This window comes from Clostridioides sp. ES-S-0010-02 (assembly GCA_020641055.1).
Classification (GTDB): Bacteria; Bacillota; Clostridia; order Peptostreptococcales; family Peptostreptococcaceae; genus Clostridioides.
Genome location: CP067345.1, coordinates 779,014 through 801,921, shown reverse-complemented (window position 1 = coordinate 801,921; position 22,908 = coordinate 779,014). Strand labels below are relative to the sequence as shown.

At 28.6% G+C, this 22,908-nt stretch carries 19 protein-coding genes and 1 riboswitch; of the genes, 1 reads left to right on the top strand and 18 read right to left on the bottom strand.

Going from position 1 to position 22,908, the window contains the following annotated elements:
• Positions 1 to 4: 4 nt before the first annotated feature.
• From JJC01_04075 to JJC01_03995, 17 genes are all read right to left on the bottom strand, one after another.
• Positions 5 to 2,014, bottom strand: a complete 2,010-nt coding sequence (locus tag JJC01_04075; protein UDN59048.1) for a sigma 54-interacting transcriptional regulator — start codon at positions 2,012 to 2,014, stop codon at positions 5 to 7.
• 276 nt (positions 2,015 to 2,290) lie between these two features.
• Positions 2,291 to 3,478: a M20 family metallopeptidase gene (locus JJC01_04070; protein UDN59047.1), complete on the bottom strand. Its 1,188-nt coding sequence runs from the start codon at positions 3,476 to 3,478 to the stop codon at positions 2,291 to 2,293.
• A 13-nt stretch (positions 3,479 to 3,491) separates the two neighbouring features.
• On the bottom strand, positions 3,492 to 4,883 hold the full coding sequence (locus JJC01_04065) for a YfcC family protein (GenBank protein ID UDN59046.1): 1,392 nt from the start codon (positions 4,881 to 4,883) through the stop codon (positions 3,492 to 3,494).
• Between the two features lie 447 nt (positions 4,884 to 5,330).
• Entirely contained in the window at positions 5,331 to 6,152 is an 822-nt protein-coding gene (locus JJC01_04060) for a class I SAM-dependent methyltransferase (protein ID UDN59045.1), read from the bottom strand.
• 111 nt (positions 6,153 to 6,263) lie between these two features.
• Positions 6,264 to 7,028 carry an ABC transporter ATP-binding protein gene (locus tag JJC01_04055; GenBank protein ID UDN59044.1) on the bottom strand — a complete coding sequence of 255 codons (765 nt, stop codon included), beginning with the start codon at positions 7,026 to 7,028 and terminating at the stop codon, positions 6,264 to 6,266.
• Positions 7,003 to 7,962: an ABC transporter ATP-binding protein gene (locus tag JJC01_04050; protein UDN59043.1), complete on the bottom strand. Its 960-nt coding sequence runs from the start codon at positions 7,960 to 7,962 to the stop codon at positions 7,003 to 7,005. Before JJC01_04050 ends, JJC01_04055 begins: the two co-directional genes overlap by 26 nt.
• Before the next feature lie 14 nt (positions 7,963 to 7,976).
• Entirely contained in the window at positions 7,977 to 8,813 is an 837-nt protein-coding gene (locus JJC01_04045; protein UDN59042.1) for an ABC transporter permease, read from the bottom strand.
• A 1-nt stretch (position 8,814) separates the two neighbouring features.
• Positions 8,815 to 9,762 (bottom strand): ABC transporter permease, encoded by a 948-nt coding sequence (locus JJC01_04040; GenBank protein UDN59041.1) that lies wholly within the window; start codon positions 9,760 to 9,762, stop codon positions 8,815 to 8,817.
• Positions 9,762 to 11,342, bottom strand: coding sequence for an ABC transporter substrate-binding protein (locus JJC01_04035; protein UDN59040.1), 1,581 nt, complete (start codon positions 11,340 to 11,342; stop codon positions 9,762 to 9,764). The genes JJC01_04040 and JJC01_04035 overlap by 1 nt, the downstream gene beginning before the upstream one ends.
• 161 nt (positions 11,343 to 11,503) lie before the next feature.
• Positions 11,504 to 11,641: riboswitch (cobalamin riboswitch) on the bottom strand.
• 88 nt (positions 11,642 to 11,729) lie between these two features.
• Positions 11,730 to 12,428 (bottom strand): methyltransferase domain-containing protein, encoded by a 699-nt coding sequence (locus JJC01_04030; protein UDN59039.1) that lies wholly within the window; start codon positions 12,426 to 12,428, stop codon positions 11,730 to 11,732.
• Positions 12,429 to 12,430: 2 nt separating this feature from the next.
• Positions 12,431 to 13,204 carry a hypothetical protein gene (locus JJC01_04025; protein UDN59038.1) on the bottom strand — a complete coding sequence of 258 codons (774 nt, stop codon included), beginning with the start codon at positions 13,202 to 13,204 and terminating at the stop codon, positions 12,431 to 12,433.
• Positions 13,182 to 14,237 (bottom strand): ATP-binding cassette domain-containing protein, encoded by a 1,056-nt coding sequence (locus tag JJC01_04020; protein ID UDN59037.1) that lies wholly within the window; start codon positions 14,235 to 14,237, stop codon positions 13,182 to 13,184. Before JJC01_04020 ends, JJC01_04025 begins: the two co-directional genes overlap by 23 nt.
• On the bottom strand, positions 14,227 to 14,922 hold the full coding sequence (locus JJC01_04015; GenBank protein ID UDN59036.1) for a hypothetical protein: 696 nt from the start codon (positions 14,920 to 14,922) through the stop codon (positions 14,227 to 14,229). Before JJC01_04015 ends, JJC01_04020 begins: the two co-directional genes overlap by 11 nt.
• 118 nt (positions 14,923 to 15,040) lie before the next feature.
• Entirely contained in the window at positions 15,041 to 16,129 is a 1,089-nt protein-coding gene (locus JJC01_04010; GenBank protein ID UDN59035.1) for an ABC transporter substrate-binding protein, read from the bottom strand.
• Between the two features lie 19 nt (positions 16,130 to 16,148).
• The gene (locus tag JJC01_04005) at positions 16,149 to 16,928 is read right to left on the bottom strand and encodes an ABC transporter ATP-binding protein (protein ID UDN59034.1); all 780 of its coding nucleotides are present in this window, start codon (positions 16,926 to 16,928) and stop codon (positions 16,149 to 16,151) included.
• Position 16,929: 1 nt separating this feature from the next.
• The gene (locus JJC01_04000; protein UDN60119.1) at positions 16,930 to 17,907 is read right to left on the bottom strand and encodes an iron ABC transporter permease; all 978 of its coding nucleotides are present in this window, start codon (positions 17,905 to 17,907) and stop codon (positions 16,930 to 16,932) included.
• A gap of 37 nt (positions 17,908 to 17,944) precedes the next feature.
• Complete coding sequence (locus tag JJC01_03995) at positions 17,945 to 18,679, bottom strand: hypothetical protein (protein UDN59033.1); 735 nt, start codon at positions 18,677 to 18,679, stop codon at positions 17,945 to 17,947.
• A 564-nt stretch (positions 18,680 to 19,243) separates the two neighbouring features.
• Between JJC01_03995 and JJC01_03990 the strand changes: the two genes are divergently transcribed.
• Positions 19,244 to 19,633, top strand: coding sequence for a (deoxy)nucleoside triphosphate pyrophosphohydrolase (locus JJC01_03990; protein ID UDN59032.1), 390 nt, complete (start codon positions 19,244 to 19,246; stop codon positions 19,631 to 19,633).
• An 18-nt stretch (positions 19,634 to 19,651) separates the two neighbouring features.
• On the opposite strand, the gene JJC01_03985 is transcribed toward JJC01_03990, so the two are convergent.
• Complete coding sequence (locus JJC01_03985; GenBank protein ID UDN59031.1) at positions 19,652 to 22,474, bottom strand: DEAD/DEAH box helicase; 2,823 nt, start codon at positions 22,472 to 22,474, stop codon at positions 19,652 to 19,654.
• Between the last annotated feature and the right edge of the window lie 434 nt (positions 22,475 to 22,908).

Here is a 22,908-nt window from a genome sequence, read left to right as displayed (position 1 = left end):
CCTATTAAATACTATTTAATATATTTTTTCCTCTTCTATTTAACTCACTTCCCTTTCTACCTGATTCACATATTATCAAATCTAGTTCTTTAAGTATATTAAGTATTCCCCTTACCTCACCTTCTGTTATACTATAACCTAATTCATTTATTGAATTAACAATACCATTTCTACCTATGTTTTTATTAAGGTTATTGGCATTTTTTAAGCATTCCATTACTAATCTTACTTTTTCTATAGATGTTCTATCTTTTAATGTACTTATTTCTTTACTATAGTCTTCAGTTATATTTAGTAAATTATGAGGTAAGTCATTAATTAAAATAACATGTTCAGAACTCATAATGTTAATATACATAGCTGTATTTTTTAATTCTCTTATATTCCCTGGCCATTCATATGCATTAATAATGCCTTTAACATCTTGACTAATTTCCCTCTTCCTTTTCATAAAATGCTTTAGCATAACTTCTATATCTTCTTTTCTCTCTCTTAAAGGTGGTATGTTTATAGGCAATACATTTATCCTATAATATAAATCAGTTCTGAACCTATCTTTTTTTATCATTTCTAATAAATTTTTATTTGTAGCTGCAATTACTCTTACATCAGTGTCTATTACATTTTCCCCCCCAACTCTCATGACTTGATTTTCTTGTAATACTCTAAGTAATTTGCTTTGTAAATATATGGGCATGTCTCCTATTTCATCTAAAAATATAGTTCCATTATTAGCTTGCTCAAATAAACCTTTTTTCCCTCCTCTTAAAGCACCTGTAAAAGCACCTTCTTCATATCCAAAAAGTTCACTTTCAAGTAGGTTTTCTGGCATAGCTGCACAGTTTATCGCTATAAATGGCTGACTATGCCTTGGTGATGCATTATGAATAGACTGAGCCATAAGTTCTTTTCCTGTTCCACTTTCTCCAGTTATAAGAACTGTATAATCAGATTCCGCTATTTTCATACCTAGCTCTTTAGTTCTTTCCATTTTTACTGATACTGTTTTTATGTCATCAAAGGTATACCTAGCAACTTGTCCCTTTTCTCTAAGCTTCTTTGATAGGTTTTGTTCCAATTTCCTTATGTAAGTTATTTCTTGAATACAAAAATAATATCCAGTCACCCTTCCAAAACTTTCTATATTATACTTATTTACATTTAAATATTTATTATTAAACTTTATAACTTCATCATGTGCCTTACTTAATCTAAAAATCTTTTTAATATTTTCATTCTCTAATTCATCTATATTTTTTCCTATAATATCATTTTTAATATCTAGTATATCACTCAAGCTATTATTACAAATAATTACATTTTCCTTCTCTGATATCATTGCCATACCTAGGTTTGATAAGTTTATTATAGAATTCAATTCATCTGCTTTTATAGTAAGTTCTTTATATTTAGTATTTATTCCTGAATATAAACTAATCACTTCATCTGTATACTTAATTAGCCTCTCAGTAATTTCCTTATCATCCAGTTTGAGTTTTGCTATTATTTGAATAAATGTTGAACTATCAATATACCTATGCCCTAAATCAATAACTTCTTCAATATATTTTGGAACTAAATCTGCTTCTCCTGGTGTTACAGCTATCTTAATATTTCTATATTCTTCATTAGGATTATATGGTATGAAATTTAAGTGATTTATTCCTATATTGTATAAATTAGATATTGTTTCTAATACAGTGTGCTTATTATCATTTACTACTAATACATCTATTCCTTCTGGTAATGAAAATAACTTGTATATATCCTTTTGCTTTATAGTTCTATTTATAATTATTATCTTTGAGACATCTTTTACATATTTTTTTATTTTCAATACTCTATCATCTATCATTACTAATATTATGTCATCTTTTATCGATTCTTCTTCTGTTATTCTATTTAAATAATAGTTTTTTATTATTACTTTATCTTTAAATATCAGCTTTAGGTTTTTATTTAAAAAACACTCTAATTTAGATAATCCATCAGTTACTACTGCTATTGTTTTCATTATAAATCTATCCTTTCTTTTGTTTATATTATATAAAATTTTAATAGTTCTAATATAGTTCAAAATCTTTTAACTTATATAAAGCAAAAGTTATGCCAAATTGATAGATTTCTTATTTTTTATTTAACCTTAAGCTAGAAATATTATTATATGATTAAGATTAGATAAATAATATAACTTTAGCTATAGAATCTACAAAAACATGACTCCTATCAAAAAATAAAAAGGTATTACCACTTTTTTGGTAATACCTCTTTATCTTATTTTCAATTTAAGTTAATTTAAGTGATTTTTCTTAATCTCATCAAGTAGTCCATCTTCTAGATAAATTTCTAACGCACATCCTACCATTGCCTTTACTGCTTTGTGAAGTTTATCATAAGCTTCCTCAGAATTTGCATAATTTAGAAACTCTTTTTCATGAACATATACCATTGGATTTATGTCTAGAGCTATTTCCGTATACATAGTAGGACAAACTTGGCTTACGTTTCCTATATCTGTAGAACCTACTGGACCTTCTTTTCCTTCTAATATATCTGTTATACCTGCCTCAATTAGATTATTCTTTGTTATATTCTGAAGCACCTTATTATTTATTATATTGTCAAAAGAATTTTCAAAGTATCTATAAGAAAGTTTAGCACCTGTCATTAACTCTGCACCTTTTGCACAGTTTATAACCTTTTTAGTTACTTCATCTAAATAACTTCTTTCAGCAGCTCTTACAAAAAATTCACAGGCAGCTTTTTCTGGAACTATGTTTGGAGCTTCTCCTCCATTTGAAACTATCCCATGTATTCTAACATCTGATTTTACATGCTGTCTTAGTGCATTTATTCCTGCAAAAGTAAGTTGTACTGCATCTAATGCATTAACACCCATATGAGGATGGCTAGCTGCATGTGCTGATACCCCTTCAAAACTAAACTCTATTGAATCTATTGCCAAAGCCTTGCAGTTTATGTTATTAAAAGCTTCTATATGCATCTGATAACTTACATCAATATCATCAAAAGCTCCTGCCTTAACTAAATCACACTTTCCTCCTGTTGTTTCTTCAGCTGGTGTTCCTATTAGTACAATTTTTCCTTTAAAATTTTCTTTTAACTTACTTAGTACTATACAAGCTCCTAATGTAGATGCAGCAATCCAGTTATGTCCACAAGCATGACCTGGTTCTTTATTTTCCCCATATCCAGGCAATGCGTCATACTCAGCTAAAAATGCTATAGTTGGACCATCATTATCCCCTAGTTCTGCTCTAAAAGCAGTATCCATATTACAGTATGGATAAGTTGTATCAAATCCATATTCCTTCATTTTATCTACCAAGTACTTTGATGATATATATTCTTCTTCTCCTAGTTCTGGATTGTTAAATATAAAATCACATACTTCTTCAATTTCTTTTCCCAGTTCATTCTCTATCTCATAAGCTCTTTTCTTTATACTTTCAATCATAATATACCTCCTATTAGAATCCAACAAATAATCCTATTGTTAAAAACACCATTACAGTAATTGTTAATACTACCATTAAAGGCATTACAAATCTAACCCACTTTGACCAAGGAATATTAGCTACTGCTAGTGCTCCCATTAAAACACCTGATGTAGGTGTTATTAAGTTAGTTACACCTATACCAAATTGATAAGCTGTAACTATCATTTGTCTAGATACATCTACTAAATCTCCAAGTGGAGCAAGTACAGGTATTGTAAGTGATGCAAGTCCTGATGCAGATGGTATAAAAAATGCTATTAAACCTTCTATTAAGAAAGTTAAATTTATAAATATAGTCTTTGGAAGTCCATTTAATAAATTTGCGGCAGAATTTAAAATTGTATCTATTATAAATCCATTTTCTGCTATTATTACTATTCCACGTGCAAATGCTATACATAGCCCTGCTGTCATTAAATCTCCTGCTCCACTTATAAATGAATTAACTATGTCATCTTGTTTAAGCCCTGATGCTATTCCTGATATTATACCTATAGCTGTAAATATCATTGCAATTTCAGTTATGTACCATCCTAGCTTTAAAACTCCATATATCATAATTGCCATACCTATTGTGAAAATTGCTATTACCATAGCTTCTCTTTTTGTAAATTCTTTTATGTTTGTATCAGTATTAGCCATTGATTCTTGATTCAATGATATACCATGTACTAAAGACTTCTTAGGGTCTTTTTTAACTTTATTGGCATACATCATAACAAATCCTATAGATATAGCCATATATATTATAAACATAACAACTCTCAACTCTATCCCAGAACCTGGTGTTATTTGTGACAATGCTTGTGCTATTCCTACAGAGAAAGGATTAGTAGTAGCTGCTCCAAATCCAGCTGTTGCTCCTATAAATACTGTAGCCACTGCTGTTAATGAATCATATCCCATACTGGTCATGAGTGGAATAAATATCATATAAAAAGGTAGTGTTTCTTCACTCATTCCAAATGTTGTTCCACCTAATCCAAATAGAATCATTGATATAGGTATTATTAAGAATTGGAATCTCTTCATTTTATTTACAGTATGAGCTATAACAGCTTCTATAGCTCCTGTTTTGTTAACTATTCCAAAAGCTCCTCCAACTATCAAAACAAATCCAACTACTTCAGCTGCATCTATAAATCCATTTATAGGTGCTGTAAATACATCAGTAATTCCTTGTGGATTTGATGCTGCTTTTTCATAAGTTCCAGCTACAACAACCGACCTTCCATCTATATCTACCCTTTCAAAATTTCCACTTGGTACTATCCAAGTAAGAACTGCCATTACTACTATTAGTAAAAATATTATAGTAAGTGTCTGTGGCATAGTAAACTTTTTCTTTTTTAAACTGCTCATTTTTAATCTCCCCCACTTTTAAAATTAAAATATTTTATTATTGCTTCCCTTTTCTATCCTATTTTATATAGATGTAAAAAAGCTCAACATGGATACATGTTGAGCTGAATGCGCTAAATACAATATACCTACATCTTCCCTTTATCTTAGTTAAGATAGCTCTCCATCAAAATTCGGGATAATTTTGATGACAGTACTGTACTTATTAAATACAGCCCCAGCACTAGATTTGGACACTAGCACTTCGGCACTTACTCCTTTTATATTGCTTCATTGGCTTCCGACCTCTTCAATATTAATCTTAGTAAATGCGACCTCTACCTCAATCTTTTTATTAGATGAGGTAATTCTTATTAAATTTTATTTATTCTAAATAATTGTAGCATAATATGTCGAGATTGTAAATATTTTCAGAAGAGTTTATATGCTTCCATAATATTAACAAATCTAGCTTATACTATTCCAGTATATAATTACAACTTTAGTTTTATGTTTAAAAATATATTTGTTTTCTCTTTTTTCTATTATCTTATCTATATACTTATCCAACATATCGCTAAAGTTAATCTTTTTATTTAATTCTGTTTCCATTTTAAAAAGTATATCCTCTACACTATCGAATTCAATTTCATTTTCTACATCAATAAACTTTATATCTGCACATATATTTAAAGAATGTAGTATATTTGGAATGTATATATAATCTGGACAAGTTCTATCTTTATCACCTAAATCCATATACAAATCATTAAATAATGGTTTTTGAATAGTTCTCACTATAATCACTTTTTCTTTAGCTAGCTTGGCCATCTTACTCAAAGCATCTTTAATATCCCAAATTCGATAAAGAGAATTCACAGATAAAATATAATCACTATGCCCAACATTAATCTCTTCCCATTTTCCTTGTATTGTATCTATATTAGTTATATTATGTTCCCTAATCTTTCCTTCAAGCACATTAAGCATATCTATTGAAAAATCATTAGCAATTATACCTTTACATTTCTTAGAAAGTGGAATAGTAAATTTTCCGGTACCTGCACCAATTTCTATAAGATTTTTTCCTTCATCTATTAACTTATCTACAAAATTAAATACTTCTTTTGAATAATCATAAAGCGTTGGCTTATCATCATATTTATGAGATAATTTTTTAAAAAACTTTCTTTCCGCTTCATCATCAAAAGCTCTTTCTCTTGCATATCCTTCTTTACTTTCAATATACTCATGCCATTTTTTCTCAAAATCTATATCTTTATAGTACATAATTACTCTTCCTTTCTAAAAATATTAGGGCGAGATTTGTAATTTTCTATACTCAAAAAACTACTCTTACTAATGTAATGATTGATTAATTAAACAATTGATTACTATATTTTAAAAATTAGTGAAATTCTCAACAAGCTCTTTGGTATAAGCATGCTTTGCACTTTTATACAATTCCTTAGCATCTATAATTTCAACTATCTTGCCATTTAACATGACTGCAACCTCATCACTAACTTCTTTTACTAAGTCTATATCATGAGATATAAATAAATAGGTTATATTAAACTGTTTTTGAGCTTTCTTCAAAACCTGTATAACTTGAGCTTGCACAGATACATCTAGCATTGATGTAGGTTCATCTAATATCATAAATTTAGGATTTAATAAAAGCACTCTAGCTAAAGCAACTCTTTGTATTTGTCCTCCACTTACTTGATGTGGGTATCTATTTAAAATTTCCTCACTAAGCCCAACAAAACTTAAATATTCCATTATGTATTCTCTTGCTTTATTCTTTTCATAGAGTTTATGAATTTTTAATGGTTCCACAAGGCTCCCATATATAGTTTTTTTAGGGCTTAGGGCAGAATCTGGATGTTGAAATATTATCTGTATCTCTTTTCTTAAATCCCTCATTTGAGAAAAATCATAATTACTGATATCTCTACCATTAAAATAAATTTTACCTCTGTCACATTTAATAAGTCTTAAAATAAGCCTTGATAAAGTTGATTTTCCGCATCCACTTTCTCCTACAAGACCTAAGGTTTTTCCCTCTTTGATTTCAAAAGATACATCATCTACCGCCTTAACTATCTTTTTATTGATTATTCCGCTTTTAAACTCCTTATAAAGGTTGCAAACTCTTATCATAAAGAAAACACCTCACTTTTGAACCATTAACATCAAATAGTCTTGGTTCATAATCAATACATGTTTTTTTTGCAACCTTGCATCTCGGAGAAAATCTACATCCTTTTGGTAAGTTTGTTAGACTTGGCGCTATCCCTTCAATGGGTATTAATTTTTTATTTGGCTGTGAATCAATTAAACCTCTCGTATAAGGATGTAGTGGATTATTAAAGATACTATTTTTTGTACCCTCTTCTATGATTTTACCTGCATACATAACTACAACTTCATCACAAAGCTTTTTAGCTAGCATTAAATCATGAGTTATAAGTATCATGCTAACGCCCATATTACTTCTTAAATCATAAAATACTTCATATACTTGCTTTCTTATTATTGCATCCAACCCTTTAGTTGGTTCATCTGCAATTACCCAGTTAGGTTTTAGTGCTGTCCCTATAGCTGCTAATGCTCTTTGACTCATACCTCCACTTAACTGAAATCCATACGAATTATAAACCAACTCACTATTTGAGAAAAAAAAATTTTTTAATATCTCCAAACTTTTACTCTTACAAGAATTCTTTTTTTCTTTTCCATGATAATAAAAAAGTTCATTCATATGACTTCCTATTTTCAATATTGGATTAAAAGAACTTGATGGATTTTGGGGTATTAACGCTATTTTTTTCCCTCTGATTTCTCTAATTTCATTTTCTTTAATTTTTAGCAAATCTTTTTCTTCATATAAGACACTGCCTGAAACAGTTGAGTTATTAGATACAAGGTTCAAAATCCCTAGTCCTAGTACCGATTTTCCACTTCCAGTTTCTCCAATAATTCCTGTAATTTTACCACTTTGAAAGGTTCTAGATATTCCATCTACAGCTCTTACTTTTCCTTCCTTAGTATTAAAATGAATTTTTAAATCTTTTATACTTATATCTCTATTCATAGTTTTTATTCCTTCTAAAGATATTGGCTTAAAGTGTTGCTTTTTTCATCAAACATATCCCTTAGTGCATCTCCAATTAAATTTATACTGCAACACAATAATAATATACTAAACCCAGGTGCTAATAATAGATTTGGATAGCTTCTAAAATGAGTCTTAGCATCATTTATCATAACACCCCAATCTGCTTGTGGGGGTTGTATTCCTAGACCTAAAAAACTTAACGATGCCATAGAAAGTACACTTTTTCCTACCCTTATTGCAAATAGTACTATAAAAGGAGCAAATATATTTGGAATTATATAGTGCAAAATTATATAAATATGACTAGCCCCTAGTGCTCTTGCACCTTCAACATATTTTTCTTCTTTTACCTTTAATACCTCTCCTCTAACTATTCTTGAAAAACCAGCCCAAGAAGTGAATACTATTGCAATTAATAAACTTTTTATACCTGGCCCAAGAACTCCAGCAAGAGCAATCATAAAGCTAAGACTTGGAAGACCTTGAAATATATTTACAATTGACTGTATTATCGTATCTACTATCCCACCACAATATCCTGCTATTATACCCACAAAACTACCAAATAGCATTGTTAATAAGGTTGCTAAAAAAGCTAAAGATATTGATACTCTGGCTCCATATAATATCCTACTTAGAATATCTCTGCCTAGAGTATCTGTACCAAGTATATGTTCTCTAGAAATTCCCATTAATCTATCATCCATTTGTACTTTATTAGGGTCATATGGAGCTAACTCTGGTGCAAATATTGCAACAAGTATCATAATTATTAGCACTAAAAAAGCTAGTTTATGTATAAATAACATTTCTTTAAATTTATTCATCTCATTTACCTCCCACCCTCATTTTAGGATTAAGAAATAGGTAACATATGTCTACAATTAAATTAAACACTATAAATATAATTCCTGTAAATAGCACATATCCTTGTACCACTGGATAATCTCTACTCATTATTCCTTGTATTACATAACTTCCCATACCTGGAATACTAAAAATAACCTCAACCACTGTGGAGCCTCCTAAAATAGCACCAAAATAGTTTCCCAGAACTGTTACAATGGGCATTAATGAATTTAAAAAAGCATACTTAAAAATAACTATTTTATTTGACAGACCCTTAGCTTTTGCCACTGTTATATAGTTTTGTCCTATACTTTCTATTAAAGTTGCTCTATTTAACCTTGCTACAGTTCCTATAGTCCCAGCTGCTAAAACAAATCCAGGCATTATTAAATGTTTAATCGTACCATACCCACTCGTAGGTAGCCATCTAAGATTCTCACAAAATATACTTAACATAATAATAGCTAACCAAAACCCTGGAATAGATATCATAAGTAAAGATACAAAAGTGCCAATCTTATCTATCGCTGAATCCTTTTTTAAAGCCATGATTATAGCTAATGGTATAGATAACACTATAACAAAAAACATAGCCATTAAAGATAAAGAGAAGGTTATTGGTAACCTTCTTAATATCTCTTCTGTGATAGATGTCTTTTTGATATAGGAAAGTCCTAAATCTCCAGTCATAGCTTTTTTAGTCCAATTAATATACTGAACTATAATATTATCATTTAACCCTAACTCTTCTCTAACTCTTTCTATTTCTTCATCTGTAGGAGCAGAAATACCATCCATGCTTAAATATTCAACTGCTGGGTCACCAGGTGCTATAACCCCTAATATAAATCCTAGAAAAGTTATTCCTATCAAAATAGGGATAGTCATCAATATCCTTCTAATTAAATATTTAAATGGTGTTTTCACTACTTACTCCACTCCATATTTGCTAATGTAGTCCCATATAATGTAGGTTTGTATCCAGTTATTTTTTTATTATAGGCAATTAAGTTAACATCTTCAAATAATGGTATAGCTGATGGGTGTTCTGATGATATATCTTGAAGCTCATCATATATTTTACTTCTTTTATCTAAATCCATTGTTTTTTCTAATTGACCTATTAATTCATCTGCTCTTTCATTTTTATAGCCCAATGAATAAGCTATATTACTTGACCCTGTGCTTCTCATATAACTATCAAATATAGAAAATGGTTCTGCATTTGGAAGCCCTTGAGTGTGAAGTGCTATGTCATAATTTCCTGTTTTTTGTGCTTCCTTAAAAGCAGCACCATCAAGTATAGTTATTTTAGAGTTTAATCCAACTTCACTTAATACAGATTGTATATACTCTGCTACAGTTTTGTATGGATAACGGTCTACACCATAAGATGGTATTATAAACTCTAACTCTTTTGTTTCCCCTTTTAACTCATTCTTTATAATTTTTTTTGCTTTTTCTGCATCATAAACAGGTTTAATTTCCTTAGCAAAAGGTGAACCTTGGTTCAATATATTCATAGTCGGAGTTCCATATCCTCCATAAAATTTATTTACTATAGTTTCTCTATCCACCAACAAGCTTAGTGCTTCTTTTATCTTAACATTATTAAATGGTGCCCTAGTACCGTTTGTAGATACAAATTGAGTTATTGTTGATGGAGATGTTTTAATCTCAAAGTTTTCATCCTTTATTAGCTCACTAGCTAACTCTGGAGTAATAGCCCCTAAATCCATAACACCCATAATTTCCTCTGATTTAAGTGCTGTGTAACGAGTTTGTGCATCTTTAATTACATTTACTCTTACATTTTTAACTTTACTTTTATCTCCATAATAGTCTTGATTTCTCTCTAACAAAACAAATTGTTCTTTTTCTCGTTCTTTTATCTTAAATGGACCAGTTCCTTGTGCATACTTAGTAAAGTCTCCCGTTTTTACATCAAAACACTCTGGACTATACATAGCACTTCCAAATCTAGCCATGTTGTATATTAAAGTTGATATTGGTTTACTGAAAGTAAGTTTAACTTCATAGTCAGAAACTTTATCCACACTTTGTAAATTAGGATATGTCTTTTCTATATCAAACGAATAAAAAGGTGAAGATTTCGTTTTCATATTCATATAACGTTCAAAATTTTTTACTACTGAATCTGCATTCAAATCTACACCATCATGGAATTTTACACCCTTCTTTATTGTAAATGTCCATTCTTTATAATCACCTGAATTTGACCATTTTTCTGCAAGTTCTGCCTTTGGTTTTCCATCATCACCCAACCCTATTAACGGTTCCCAAACATAGAGTATAGAACTTGTGTAATAAGCATCTTGTTCACCTGGTGCCAAATCTCTAGCTGCTGCTAAAACTACTTCCTTTTCATTATTCATCTTACTAACATCATTATTTTCCTCTGGTTTACTACACCCTGTTATCAATGATAACATCAGCATAATTGCTAAAATTATACTACTCAGCTTCCCTTTTGAAATCTTCCTCATAATACATTTCCCCCTTATTTAGAAATATGAGCATAAAAAAAGTTATAGCAAATAATGCTATAACATCCCATTTTAATATGTATACTTTAAATTCTAAATTCCATATACAAGACAATAAATCTAGTTGCTCCCCCCTAAATTTATTTACTAATATTTAATGTAGGTATCTGACTTACATTTCATTTTCTCAGCCTTTCTAAATAACATCTGTTGGCTATGCAGAATTTATCCATGCTTACAGTGATGGGTTCGTGTTGGATTTTCACCAACTTCCCTACTCTTTAAATACGTTTATTCAATTCTTAGTTTAATTGTATGCAATCTTATATAAATTGTCAACTTAAATCAAAATATAGCACTATATGCAAAATTAAAATTTACAATTATCTATCTATTAAAGTCTATTATAAAAACAGATATATTTTTTTCATATGGAAGGTAATAAGCTACTTTATCTCCCTTAACTATATTTTTCATAATATGATTGTATATAGTTTCATACTCTCCGCCTTCATCATAAGACTTAGCATACCTAACTATGTCATCTTCACAAGTAAATGTCTGTCCAAATTCAAGACTTAATGGTATTAATTCATATCTAAGTTTCTTTTCATCTAATAATACTTTTAAATTTTTTGAACTATGTCTTTCCACCACATCCATTCTTTTCTTAGATACTGGAATATGAGTTTTGGACTTATCATTAACAATTGCAATTAATCTATCACAATGCCCAGTAAAAAATTCTATATTCTCATATGAAAAAAAAGAAATTAGTATAGTATCAAATTTTGTATTTATATCTTTAAAATCTTTTACCATACACCTAATATTGCTTATATTATTGTCTTTTATTGATTTTTCTAAATAATTTATAGCATTTTGGTTTATATCAATACAAGTTATATCTTTCAGTTCTTTGCTTAAATACATATCTATTAAACCTAATCCACAACCTACATCACAAAAAGTTTGGCTATCTTTGATGTACGGAATTACTTCTTTAGCTAATATCTTGTGAAAACCAGTATATTCACTTGCATCAACAAAAGATTTTATTGTAGTATCATTCCAATTCATTCTCATATTTAAATTTCCCCACCGTCTTTTAAATTTACTTTCTGACCTGTACTGTAAAACATACTGTTTCTCTCATTTCCACTTATTATGCTCATTACTTTATCATGTTCTTTAATTACAAATCCTGATAAATCATTTACTCCATACTTAAATAATATAGGTGCCATTGGAGTTGCTGGACCTACCAATACCACATAAGCATTTTTGCTTAATTCTAAATACCAAGGAAAAGTTTTTGTACTTAATGTGTAACAAGATATAACTACAAAGTCCTGTTCAGGTAAGATATATGGTGCTGAAGTCTCTGGATAATCACCATATATATCTTCACTTTCTATTATGGATAAATCACAAACAGGTGCAAATAGTTGTTCTAAATAGTGAAAATGACCTATAACCGCTACCTTTTTTCCCCTTATCATATTCTGGTATGAAATAAAAGGGTCATTAATTCTATCTTCTATAAAATTGTTTTCATTTAACTTTATATTATTTTCTTTTGAAACTTTTACAGAATTATAATAAGAATTTATTGCAGCCAAGCCAATTCCTGATTCTGTGATATTCCAAGACTTAATACATCCAGCTATTTCATATAAAGATTTTCCTTTAAAAGATTTTACAAACTCTGGAGGACGCCCATCTTCACTATATACAAAACCTATACCACTACCTACACTACTTCTTACTAAAATATTATGTTGCCCAACAGCTATATCTTCAACTATTATCTCCTTAGGAATTCCTTCTATTAAATCATCATAAAGTTCCCACAAAGTCATTTACCTCCTCCTGTACAATACTCTCTATTTCTTTTCTATTTAAGACTTCACCTTTTCTAACCTTGTGCCTAATATCTAGTAAAATATTATCTAAGCTTTCTATGTATTTAATACTTTCTATTTCTTCATCTGTTGTAGATATTACCTTTGAAATTCCACCATTTTTAATAACTATTCTTTTATTAGCGTTTAAAGCTAATATAGGGTCATGTGTTGAAATCAAAATTATTTTTTCCTTTTTAGATAATAGTCTTAGAGCTTCCTTTCTATCTATACCTGCATTTTCAATTTCATCAATTAAAACTATTGGTGAAGAACTCATATATGCAGTATCCGATATCATAAGAGCTCTTGATTGACCTCCTGATAATTGGGTTATCTTTGTGGTTAATTCAAATTTTTCTCCAGCTAGTTTATTAGCACAATAAAAGCATTTTTTTACTATGTCATCTTGATTTTTACAAAAACGACTTTTAGAGTGCATTTGTAAAAATTCTTCTACTGTTAAATCCATTACAAAATTCATATTTTGTGAAAGTTGAGCTACTAGCTTTCCATCCATAACAAAACGAGTTTCATCACTTGGAATACTTTCATTTATTAATATTTGTCTGTTAGTAGGAGTGTCTCTCTGGGCTAAACATTCAATATCCTCTAACAGTCTACTTTTTCCTGAACCTGTAGGTCCAACAATACTTATAATTTCTCCAGCCTTTATTTTCAATGAGATAGCTTCTTTTTCTTTTAGCTTATTGTACCCACCATTAATAGTAATGCTTTCTATATTTAAACTCTTTTCATCTTGGCCAAATTCTTTTAAAAACTCCACCAATTTAATGTATAATTCTTCTTTTTCTATCCCAAAAGTTATATAAAATTCCTCATCTAAAGATTCTATTAGATTATTAAAAGTAATTGAATCATCTACATTACTTAGATTGTAATTTAAGAAAAAATCAAAGGCCATAGAGTAGTTTTCTTTTATCTCTTTTATAGACATGTTTAGTAAATTTTCATAATTATCATATTTCATAGTCAAACTCCATTTTCTTTATCATTCCCATTTGATAAGATTCTCCAATTCTAGTCTCTCCAGTACAGTAAGAACACACTGATGCTGGTGTTGTAAAACGTAATTGTTTTTCCCTAAGCGTGGTTATTTCTTTTATATCACTTAAATATTTCTTAAGTAAAAATACTCCTTGTCCTGTGATTCCATTTATAAATATTATCTTAGCTTTTGAGTTTACTTGACGTACATTAAAGGAAAATACCTCCCTTTCTGCTTGTGATACTATGTCTCCTTTTGTAATTACAACAATATCAGCATATTTTAGCATTGGTCCTATTTTTCTAGGTGTATTTATCCCTGATAAATTATCTATTACACAAACTGCTGGTATAGTTTTTATATAGGGTGAGCAACGATTACAAAGCCCTGCACTTTCAGTAATTAAAATATCTAAGTTTAATTTTTTAGACCAATAAAGTGCATCTTCAATATTACTTATAAAAAAATGGTCTGGACAAATTTTACCAGATAGTCCAATTTGAACAGGTATATTATTCTCTTCATATCTAATCTGGTCAAAAGATGTAAGACAGTCAAACTTTACTACTCCAACCTTATTTTCTTCTGCCTCCATAGCTTTAATTAGATGAAGAATAACAGATGTTTTTCCGGATGATGGTGGCCCTGCTACTGTAATTAGTTTCATATCAATTCCCCTTTTTACGAAAGAAAGTAGGTAAAATCCTACTTTCTTTTAATTTATGTCTATATATTATTTAATAACTTTATGCCTACACATTATTTAGTAACTTTATATCTATATATTATTTAATAGCGTTTTTAGTTAATTTGCTATATTGTTCATCACTTAAATCAACATGATAAAATAACTTATAAAATTCTTTTGTTTTTTCTTTTAAATCATAATTAAAATGCTCTGGATAAAGTATTTCAGATAGCCAAATCATACCCATATATCTATTTACAGATGGAGGGAATCCCATCCAATTATATGGCGTACTTGGTGCTTCATAGTATTTACCACTAGATATAGCACTTATTTTTTGCCATTCAGCTTGACTTCCTACTTTACTATATATACTCTGTGGTGCAAACACTATTACATCTGGATTCCATAAATATAATTGTTCTAACGATACTTCATTTCCATTGCCTTTACTTGATGGGTCATTGAGCTTTGCAACATTATTTGCAAGTATATTAATAATCTCAGAGTGGAAAGACCCTTCTGCGATTATATTTGTTCCTGTGTCTCCTACGCAATAAGCAAGGTTTACTTTATTCTTATCACCTATTTTCTTCATCGTTTCTACAGTTGTATCATAAGTAGTTTTACAGTAATCAGCTAATACTTTTGCATTATCTTCTACATTTAAGATTTCTCCTAGCTTAGTGTAACATTCTGACATATTAGCAGTTGTAGCTTCTATAAATATAGTTGGTATACCTGTTTGTTCTTGTATAGAATCTAAATCTTCTTTCATGCTACCTTTCTTCTCACCTATATCGATAATTACTTGTGGTTCTGCTGCTGCAAGGGCTTCCATATTTAAATCTCCCTTACCATAAAATTGACCAAAAACAGGAAGACTAGTATACTTTTTATCCACATAGTCTTTTGAATCCTCTGTCCAATCTCCTGATAGTCCAACTAGCTTATCTGGTGCTACTGAAAATAGTACGATTTGTGCTAAACTTCCTGAAGGTGCTATTTTTTCAATATTTGCTGGAATCTCAACTTTTCTACCTACTGAATCAGTAAACATTATTGTTTTAGATGCATTTTTATCCTCTTTTTTTTCTTTAGCATCACCATTTGACGATGTACATCCAACTAAAGATGTTATTACTAAAGTTAGTACCAATAACAATGATAATAATTTCTTTTTCATTTTATCCCCCTTAAGTAAATTATATAGTTACACTTTTTGGTATGCAGACTCTAATTTTATCATCATATAAGCTGTTTAATTCTACATCTATGTTATATAATTTTTTAATTAGACCAGAATTAATTATGTACTTAGGCACACCAAAAGCTAATATTTCATGATTGTATAAAGCTAAAACCTTGTCTGCATACAAAAATGCTTGGTCTGGATTATGTGTTGACTGAATTATTATATATCCATCCCTTGTTAATTCTTTTACTGTATTTAATACTCTAATTTGATTACCATAATCTAAATCAGAGGTTGGCTCGTCCATAATAAGTATCTTTGCATTTTGAGCTAAAGCTCTTGCAATAAGTACTAATTGTCTTTCTCCTCCACTTAAATTTATAAAATTCCTATCTTTTAAATAAGAAATTCCTATTTTGTCTAAAGATTCTTCAACTATTTCCATTTGTTTTTTAGTAGGTTTAGACATAGGTGAAATTTGTGATGTTGTTCCCATCAATACCATTTCAACAACAGAATAACTAAATACAGGATTATGAGACTGAGGGATATAAGCTATTTTTCTTGCTAGATTCTTAATTTTGTAATCCTTCAAGTTTTTTCCATCCAATAATATTTCACCTTTATATCCTTTTAATAACTGAAGTATACACTTAAACATAGTACTTTTCCCTGCACCATTAGGTCCTAATATACATAGTAACTGACTACCTTCAACATTAAAGGATATTTGATTAAGTACATTTTGATTTTTATAAAAATAACTGAGATCTTTAACTTCTAAAATCATATTAATCCCCTCTTTTCGTAATCAGATATATGAAAAATGGTACACCAATAAACGATGTTAATATACCTATAGGTATCTCACTAGTCCATAAATTTCTAGATACATTATCAACTAACAACAAAAACGATGCTCCAAACATAGCTGATGTTGGCAATAAATAAACAAAATTATTTCCAACTAATCTTCTAGATAAATGTGGTATTACAAGACCAACCCAACCTATCATTCCACTTACAGCAACACTTGCAGAAGTTAAAAGTGTAGCACATATAATAGTAATAAATCTTATACGCTTTGTATTTATCCCCATCGTTCTTGCCTCATCTTCTCCTACAGTCAATATGTTTATTTGCCAGCTAATAAGTATTAGAGGTACTATACCTATTAACATAGGAATAATTGCAAATTTTATGTCAGATATTTTAGCTCCTGATAAACTTCCCATTAACCAATATGTAATTGCAGGTAACTGGTCATTAGGGTCTGCTACAAGTTTTATAAAAGATGTACCTGAAGAAAATAATGAACTTACCATAATACCAGATAAAATTAAGCCTAACACTTTACTTCCCTTTGTTCTTTCACTTATAAAATAGACTAAAATTACAGTAATTAAACTAAAGATGAATGCACTAACTGTAACCTCTCTACCACTTTTATAAAGAAATAATGCTAAAGCAGCTCCAAATGCTGCTCCTGATGATGCCCCTAGTATATCTGGTGATGCCATAGGATTTAAAAAAATATATTGATATGATGCTCCTGCAGCTGCCAATGCCCCACCTACTAAACATGCAAGTACTATTCTTGGTAATCTAACATTTAAAAATATAGTTTCCATGCTATCTGTCCAAAACTTATCTATATTACATATTTTCGAAACTAAAATTCCAAATACTTGATGTGGTTCTACTGGATATTTTCCAAGTGCTAATGATACTAATATCAATGTAATCAATATTATAACTAAACAAAACATAATTAACTTATTACTTTTTGCACTCTTATTCACTTATTTAATCCCCTTTTGTCTCTACTATTTTCATTATGTTACCTGTCTTTTCAATATCCTCATAAGGTGCACTTATTTTTACTAAATTAAAACATTTATCTATATCATCTACAACAAATCCACCTATATTTTTTATACCTAATTTTTTGAAATCTGAAGATATAGGTGTCGATATATCACAAATTATGCTTTCTTTATTAAGTGAATCATTTGCTATTTTTATTAAATGTTTATTAATAATTAAGTCTCCACCTAAATATGTACTATCATAGTTTTCTACTAAATATCCATATGCTGATATGTTGTAATCCTCTTCTACTATTTTTCTATTGAAAAAATCCACATCATATCTAAATTTAATTTTATTTTTATTTTGAAGATTTCCCTCTACTACTGCTATTTTTTTTGATGAATCATCAATCATGGAAATGAAATGATGATTAATTTTCTCTAGGCTTAATGTTTTATTGCAAATATTCTGATTATAATAAGAATTTATTGCTGCTAATCCTAAACTAGCTTCTATAAAATTCCAAGATTTAATTGACTTGCATAAATCTTTTAAAGACATATTTATTTTTATATCGTTTTCAAAAGGAAATCTTTTATCAGATAATAAATGACTAATACCTGCTCCATAATCTGTTATTACCATAGCAAACTCTGAGCCTATAATAAAATCTTTTACTCTTATGTTTTCTGGTATTTTATCTATTAAATTATTATAAAACTCCCACATTTTGTCACCCCCTTCAAAGTAATTATATTATGTTTTATTATATTTAGCTATATTTTTTTATATTTTTCTGTATTTTTAGTTATGTTTCATTATGTTTTACCATGTTTAATTGTATTTTCGTATTTAACTACACAGTACAACCTCATAAAAATATCTTAATATTACATATCAAAGAATTTTTTATAAATTAATTCTTTTCACACCTTTTAAACGAATTTTCTAAGTATATAGGTTTTATCTATCTCATTTTCACTTATAACTTGTCCCACTATTTTTTTAAACTAATTGCTTTGACAAATACAATAATTTCATTTTTATCTCTTTTTACTAATATTACATCATTGTTTAAGATTTAAATTATTTTAATATGTCCCTACCTTTAATAAATATATTATTAAAAAATTTATAATTACTAAATACAGTCTTTATTCTATCTAAAATGATATTTTCTATTTATAAAAGTTCAAGAAATAAAAATATACTATTGTACTTACAATTAACTTTATAATTTTAAATTTGTTTAAATTTATTAATTATGGTATTTTATTTTATGAGGTGATTTCGTTGAAAAAAACAATAAAAGTAGTTGCTGCAATTATAGAAAATGAGAATAATGAAATTCTATGCGCTCTTAGAGCTCCAAATATGTCTCTACCAAATCATTGGGAATTTCCAGGTGGAAAAGTTAAAGAAGGAGAATCTTTATTTGATGCAATAGAAAGAGAAATACAAGAAGAATTAAGTTGTAAAGTAAAAGCAGATATTGTATTTGCTGAAAACACTCATGAATATGAAAAAATTATAGTAAACTTAATTGGTATAAAATGTTCATTAATAAAAGAGTTTCCTACACCTAATGAACACTCTAAGTTAATTTACCTTCAAAAGGAAAACTTAAGCTCTTTAGTATGGGCACCTGCAGATATCCCTATTGTAAAAGAGATAATGAAATAGGGATATATTAATATATCCCTATTTCATTATCTCTACTTTTTTTATAAATTCCCTATATATTTTAACAGGAACTTCTTGATGAAGTTTTATCTTCATGGTTATAGGTTTCTCCCCACTATATTCTACAGTGTCACCCTTACCTATATAAATATATGGTTGTGCTTTCTTATCTATTTCTTTATATTTTCTCACAAATAAGTGCAAGTTAACTTTTCTATCTTTATTATGAATTAAATTCTTACCTCTATCAGTCAACTGTCGTGTAGAATTTGGAGATTGCCACTGAAAATAATTTTGATTTAAAAATTTATCCTTATAATTTATCCTTTCGTCTATTCCTTCCTCTTTATGCAAATCGATAAATAGGAAATATTCATTCCCATTAACTAAAAGTCCACTACCCCTAAATGCAGAATGAATCTTTCTATAATTAGAAAGTAATGCTATATCAATCATTTTGTACTGTTCATATAATTTTAAGAATGGTACTCCATAGTAATTTTCTTTGAACTCTTTTTCATATCTAATAATCCCATAAGTAATAGCATCCTCTATATATTTTCTATATTTTTTATCATTAATTATTTGTGTAAATATACTACTTCTATATAAAGTATCACCTTTATACTCTATTAGTTTAACCTTACTTTTTATTATTGATGAATCGCAATATTGATGATTTAAACATTCAAAAGCATGAATTACACTATCAGGGTCTATTTTATTAATATACTTCAATATTTCATTACTTGCTATCTTTATGTTAATACTATTATGATTTAATAAATATTTAAGTATAATAAATTCATTTATTCTTTTTAAAGGTAAACTAGTATTTAATTCTTTTAATATTTTTTCAAAATTCTCATCCATTAATAATGTTTTTATACTATCATCCTTTTCTGTCTTACCTACAAAACTTAAATAAGTCCCATCTTTATCTATAAACTTAACTGGGTCTGGTGAACCATCAAACTTTATAAAATCTAATAAAAAATATGGTACTCTTTCTCCACATAAGATTTTGAATTGATTATATTCATCCTTCAAATATTGTGCTGACCTAAAATTTTCTCCATCAATTTGTGTTAGAATTCTTTCCTTAGAAATTTCATCAATTTGAATATGAGTACATCCTGGTATACTAGCGAAATCAGTACTTACAGCTACCTTTATGCTATCCTTATCATAATATCTTGCACCATTTAAAGCTATAGCGATTAAAAAAGTTTTCTTATGATTTCCTATAAAATCAAGTACTGTTAAAAATTCTTTATCTCCACTTTTTCTAAGCCCTCTCCCTAATTGTTGAATGAATATTATAGGAGATGCAGTAGGTCGTAACATTAAAATTGTATTTATAGAAGGTATGTCAACACCTTCATTAAAGATATCAACAGTAAATATAGCCTGCAAACTATCCTTATTACTTTCTAATCGTTTAATATATTCTTGTCTTTTATCAATAGAATCCTCACCACAAAGCGCAACACTATTTATACCTCTTTTCTTAAACTCTTCAGCCATATATCTTGCATGTTCTATATTTACACAGAATCCTAATAATTTTCTAAACTGTCCATCATGCCCATAAAAATTCATTTTTTCAATAATAAAATCTACTCTTTTGTGTATCATTAAACGTTTAGCTAACTCTGAGGTATCCTCTAAATTAACATTTTCTAAATCTACACCTTCAATATCTGTTATACCAAAGTAATGAAATGGTATTACTAAATCTTCTTCAAGTGCTTCATGCAATCTAACTTCTAAGGCAACATTATTATCAAAAAGCTCAAATACACTTAAACTATCACATCTCTCTGGAGTAGCTGTCATACCTAATATAAACTGAGGTTTAAAGTAATTCAAAATATTTAGATATGATTTACTAGCACTATGATGAGCTTCATCAATTATAATATAATCGAAACAATCCTCTTCAAACTCAGTGTAATACTTATTCATAGTCTGTATTGTTGCAAATAGATAATCTGCTTCAGAGTTTTTTTCATTACCAGTAAATAAACCTGTTTTTAAATTTATTCCTCTTAACAATCTATCAAATGTTTCCTTGGCTTTTTTTAAAATTTCTTCCCTATGAACTATAAATAATAATCTCTTCGGTTTAAATTCCATTACATCAAATGCGGACATATATGTCTTTCCTGTTCCAGTAGCTGCAATAACTAAGGCTTTATTTTCTCCATGAGCCCTTAGCCTTTCTAGATTTTCCATAGCTTTTATTTGCATCTTATTAGGTCTGATAGGTACAAAATTATCAAACACCATTTTTCTTTTTAATTCTGTTCTTTTAATTTCATTTAAAAATAACATATATCTTTGTAACACTTCATCATTAAGATTTGAACTCATTTTCCAAAGGTTGTCATACTCTTTCAATGCATCTTTTAAAAATGGCTCCTCTTCTTTTGAAACTATCTTTACATTCCATTCTATATTGCTTTTTAATGCACTTTGAGTAATGTTTGAAGAACCTATTATAATTTTATAGTTGTCTTCATTTTCAAAAATGTATACCTTTGTATGAAAACCTTTTTCTCTATCTGCTATGAATATTTTCATATCTATATTATTAAATTCTTGTATTTTTTCTAATGCTTTTGGCTCTGTAAAATTTAGATATGTAGTAGTTATTATCTTACCTTCTACATTTTTTTCTTCCAATTCTTTAAATGTATCTAGCAACAACTGTACTCCACTATAATTTATAAAGGCTACACTAAAATAAAATGCTTTACATTCTTTTAAACTTTTCTTTAATTCATTTAATAAATTACTATATTTTGAATTTATAATTAGTTGTTTTGATTCCTGCATTGTTTTCCCCTTAATTGTTATAAATATGTTTAAATTATAGCATAAAACTAAAGAAGAGTCCCTATTTTCACTTGTATCGTTATTTGTGTAATTATTAATTTTGTAATAACTAGCCTATTTAATCAATATGTGTATAATATTATTCAATATAGTGTTAATATAGCTTGAAATAAAGTCTATAATAATCACTTTATAGTAACTTATTTTTAATTTTATGTAGAATGTTATTTCATTATATAATTGATAATTTCAATTTTATATGTATTTCTTCTCCTGTCTTAATCAAAAATTTTCTTTAATTATTTTCTAAATAATATTCACTTAATAGAATATTATAAAAAGGTATTGAACATTCATCCAATACCCTTTTTATAGGTTTTAATGGCAGATAATAAAGATAACCCTTAAAATCTACTGTTTATTTAATTTTTTAC

Coding starts and splice junctions, on each gene's coding strand:
- JJC01_04055 (UDN59044.1), bottom strand. CDS start 7,028: ATGATAAGAGTTTGCAACCTTTATAAGGAGTTTAAAAGCGGAATAATC.
- JJC01_04020 (UDN59037.1), bottom strand. CDS start 14,237: ATGAAATATGATAATTATGAAAATTTACTAAACATGTCTATAAAAGAG.
- JJC01_04025 (UDN59038.1), bottom strand. CDS start 13,204: ATGACTTTGTGGGAACTTTATGATGATTTAATAGAAGGAATTCCTAAG.
- JJC01_04050 (UDN59043.1), bottom strand. CDS start 7,962: ATGAATAGAGATATAAGTATAAAAGATTTAAAAATTCATTTTAATACT.
- JJC01_04070 (UDN59047.1), bottom strand. CDS start 3,478: ATGATTGAAAGTATAAAGAAAAGAGCTTATGAGATAGAGAATGAACTG.
- JJC01_04000 (UDN60119.1), bottom strand. CDS start 17,907: ATGTTTTGTTTAGTTATAATATTGATTACATTGATATTAGTATCATTA.
- JJC01_04065 (UDN59046.1), bottom strand. CDS start 4,883: ATGAGCAGTTTAAAAAAGAAAAAGTTTACTATGCCACAGACACTTACT.
- JJC01_04010 (UDN59035.1), bottom strand. CDS start 16,129: ATGAAAAAGAAATTATTATCATTGTTATTGGTACTAACTTTAGTAATA.
- JJC01_04015 (UDN59036.1), bottom strand. CDS start 14,922: ATGAAACTAATTACAGTAGCAGGGCCACCATCATCCGGAAAAACATCT.
- JJC01_03985 (UDN59031.1), bottom strand. CDS start 22,474: ATGCAGGAATCAAAACAACTAATTATAAATTCAAAATATAGTAATTTA.
- JJC01_04045 (UDN59042.1), bottom strand. CDS start 8,813: ATGAATAAATTTAAAGAAATGTTATTTATACATAAACTAGCTTTTTTA.
- JJC01_04035 (UDN59040.1), bottom strand. CDS start 11,342: ATGAGGAAGATTTCAAAAGGGAAGCTGAGTAGTATAATTTTAGCAATT.
- JJC01_04030 (UDN59039.1), bottom strand. CDS start 12,428: ATGAGAATGAATTGGAATGATACTACAATAAAATCTTTTGTTGATGCA.
- JJC01_04075 (UDN59048.1), bottom strand. CDS start 2,014: ATGAAAACAATAGCAGTAGTAACTGATGGATTATCTAAATTAGAGTGT.
- JJC01_03995 (UDN59033.1), bottom strand. CDS start 18,679: ATGTGGGAGTTTTATAATAATTTAATAGATAAAATACCAGAAAACATA.
- JJC01_04060 (UDN59045.1), bottom strand. CDS start 6,152: ATGTACTATAAAGATATAGATTTTGAGAAAAAATGGCATGAGTATATT.
- JJC01_04005 (UDN59034.1), bottom strand. CDS start 16,928: ATGATTTTAGAAGTTAAAGATCTCAGTTATTTTTATAAAAATCAAAAT.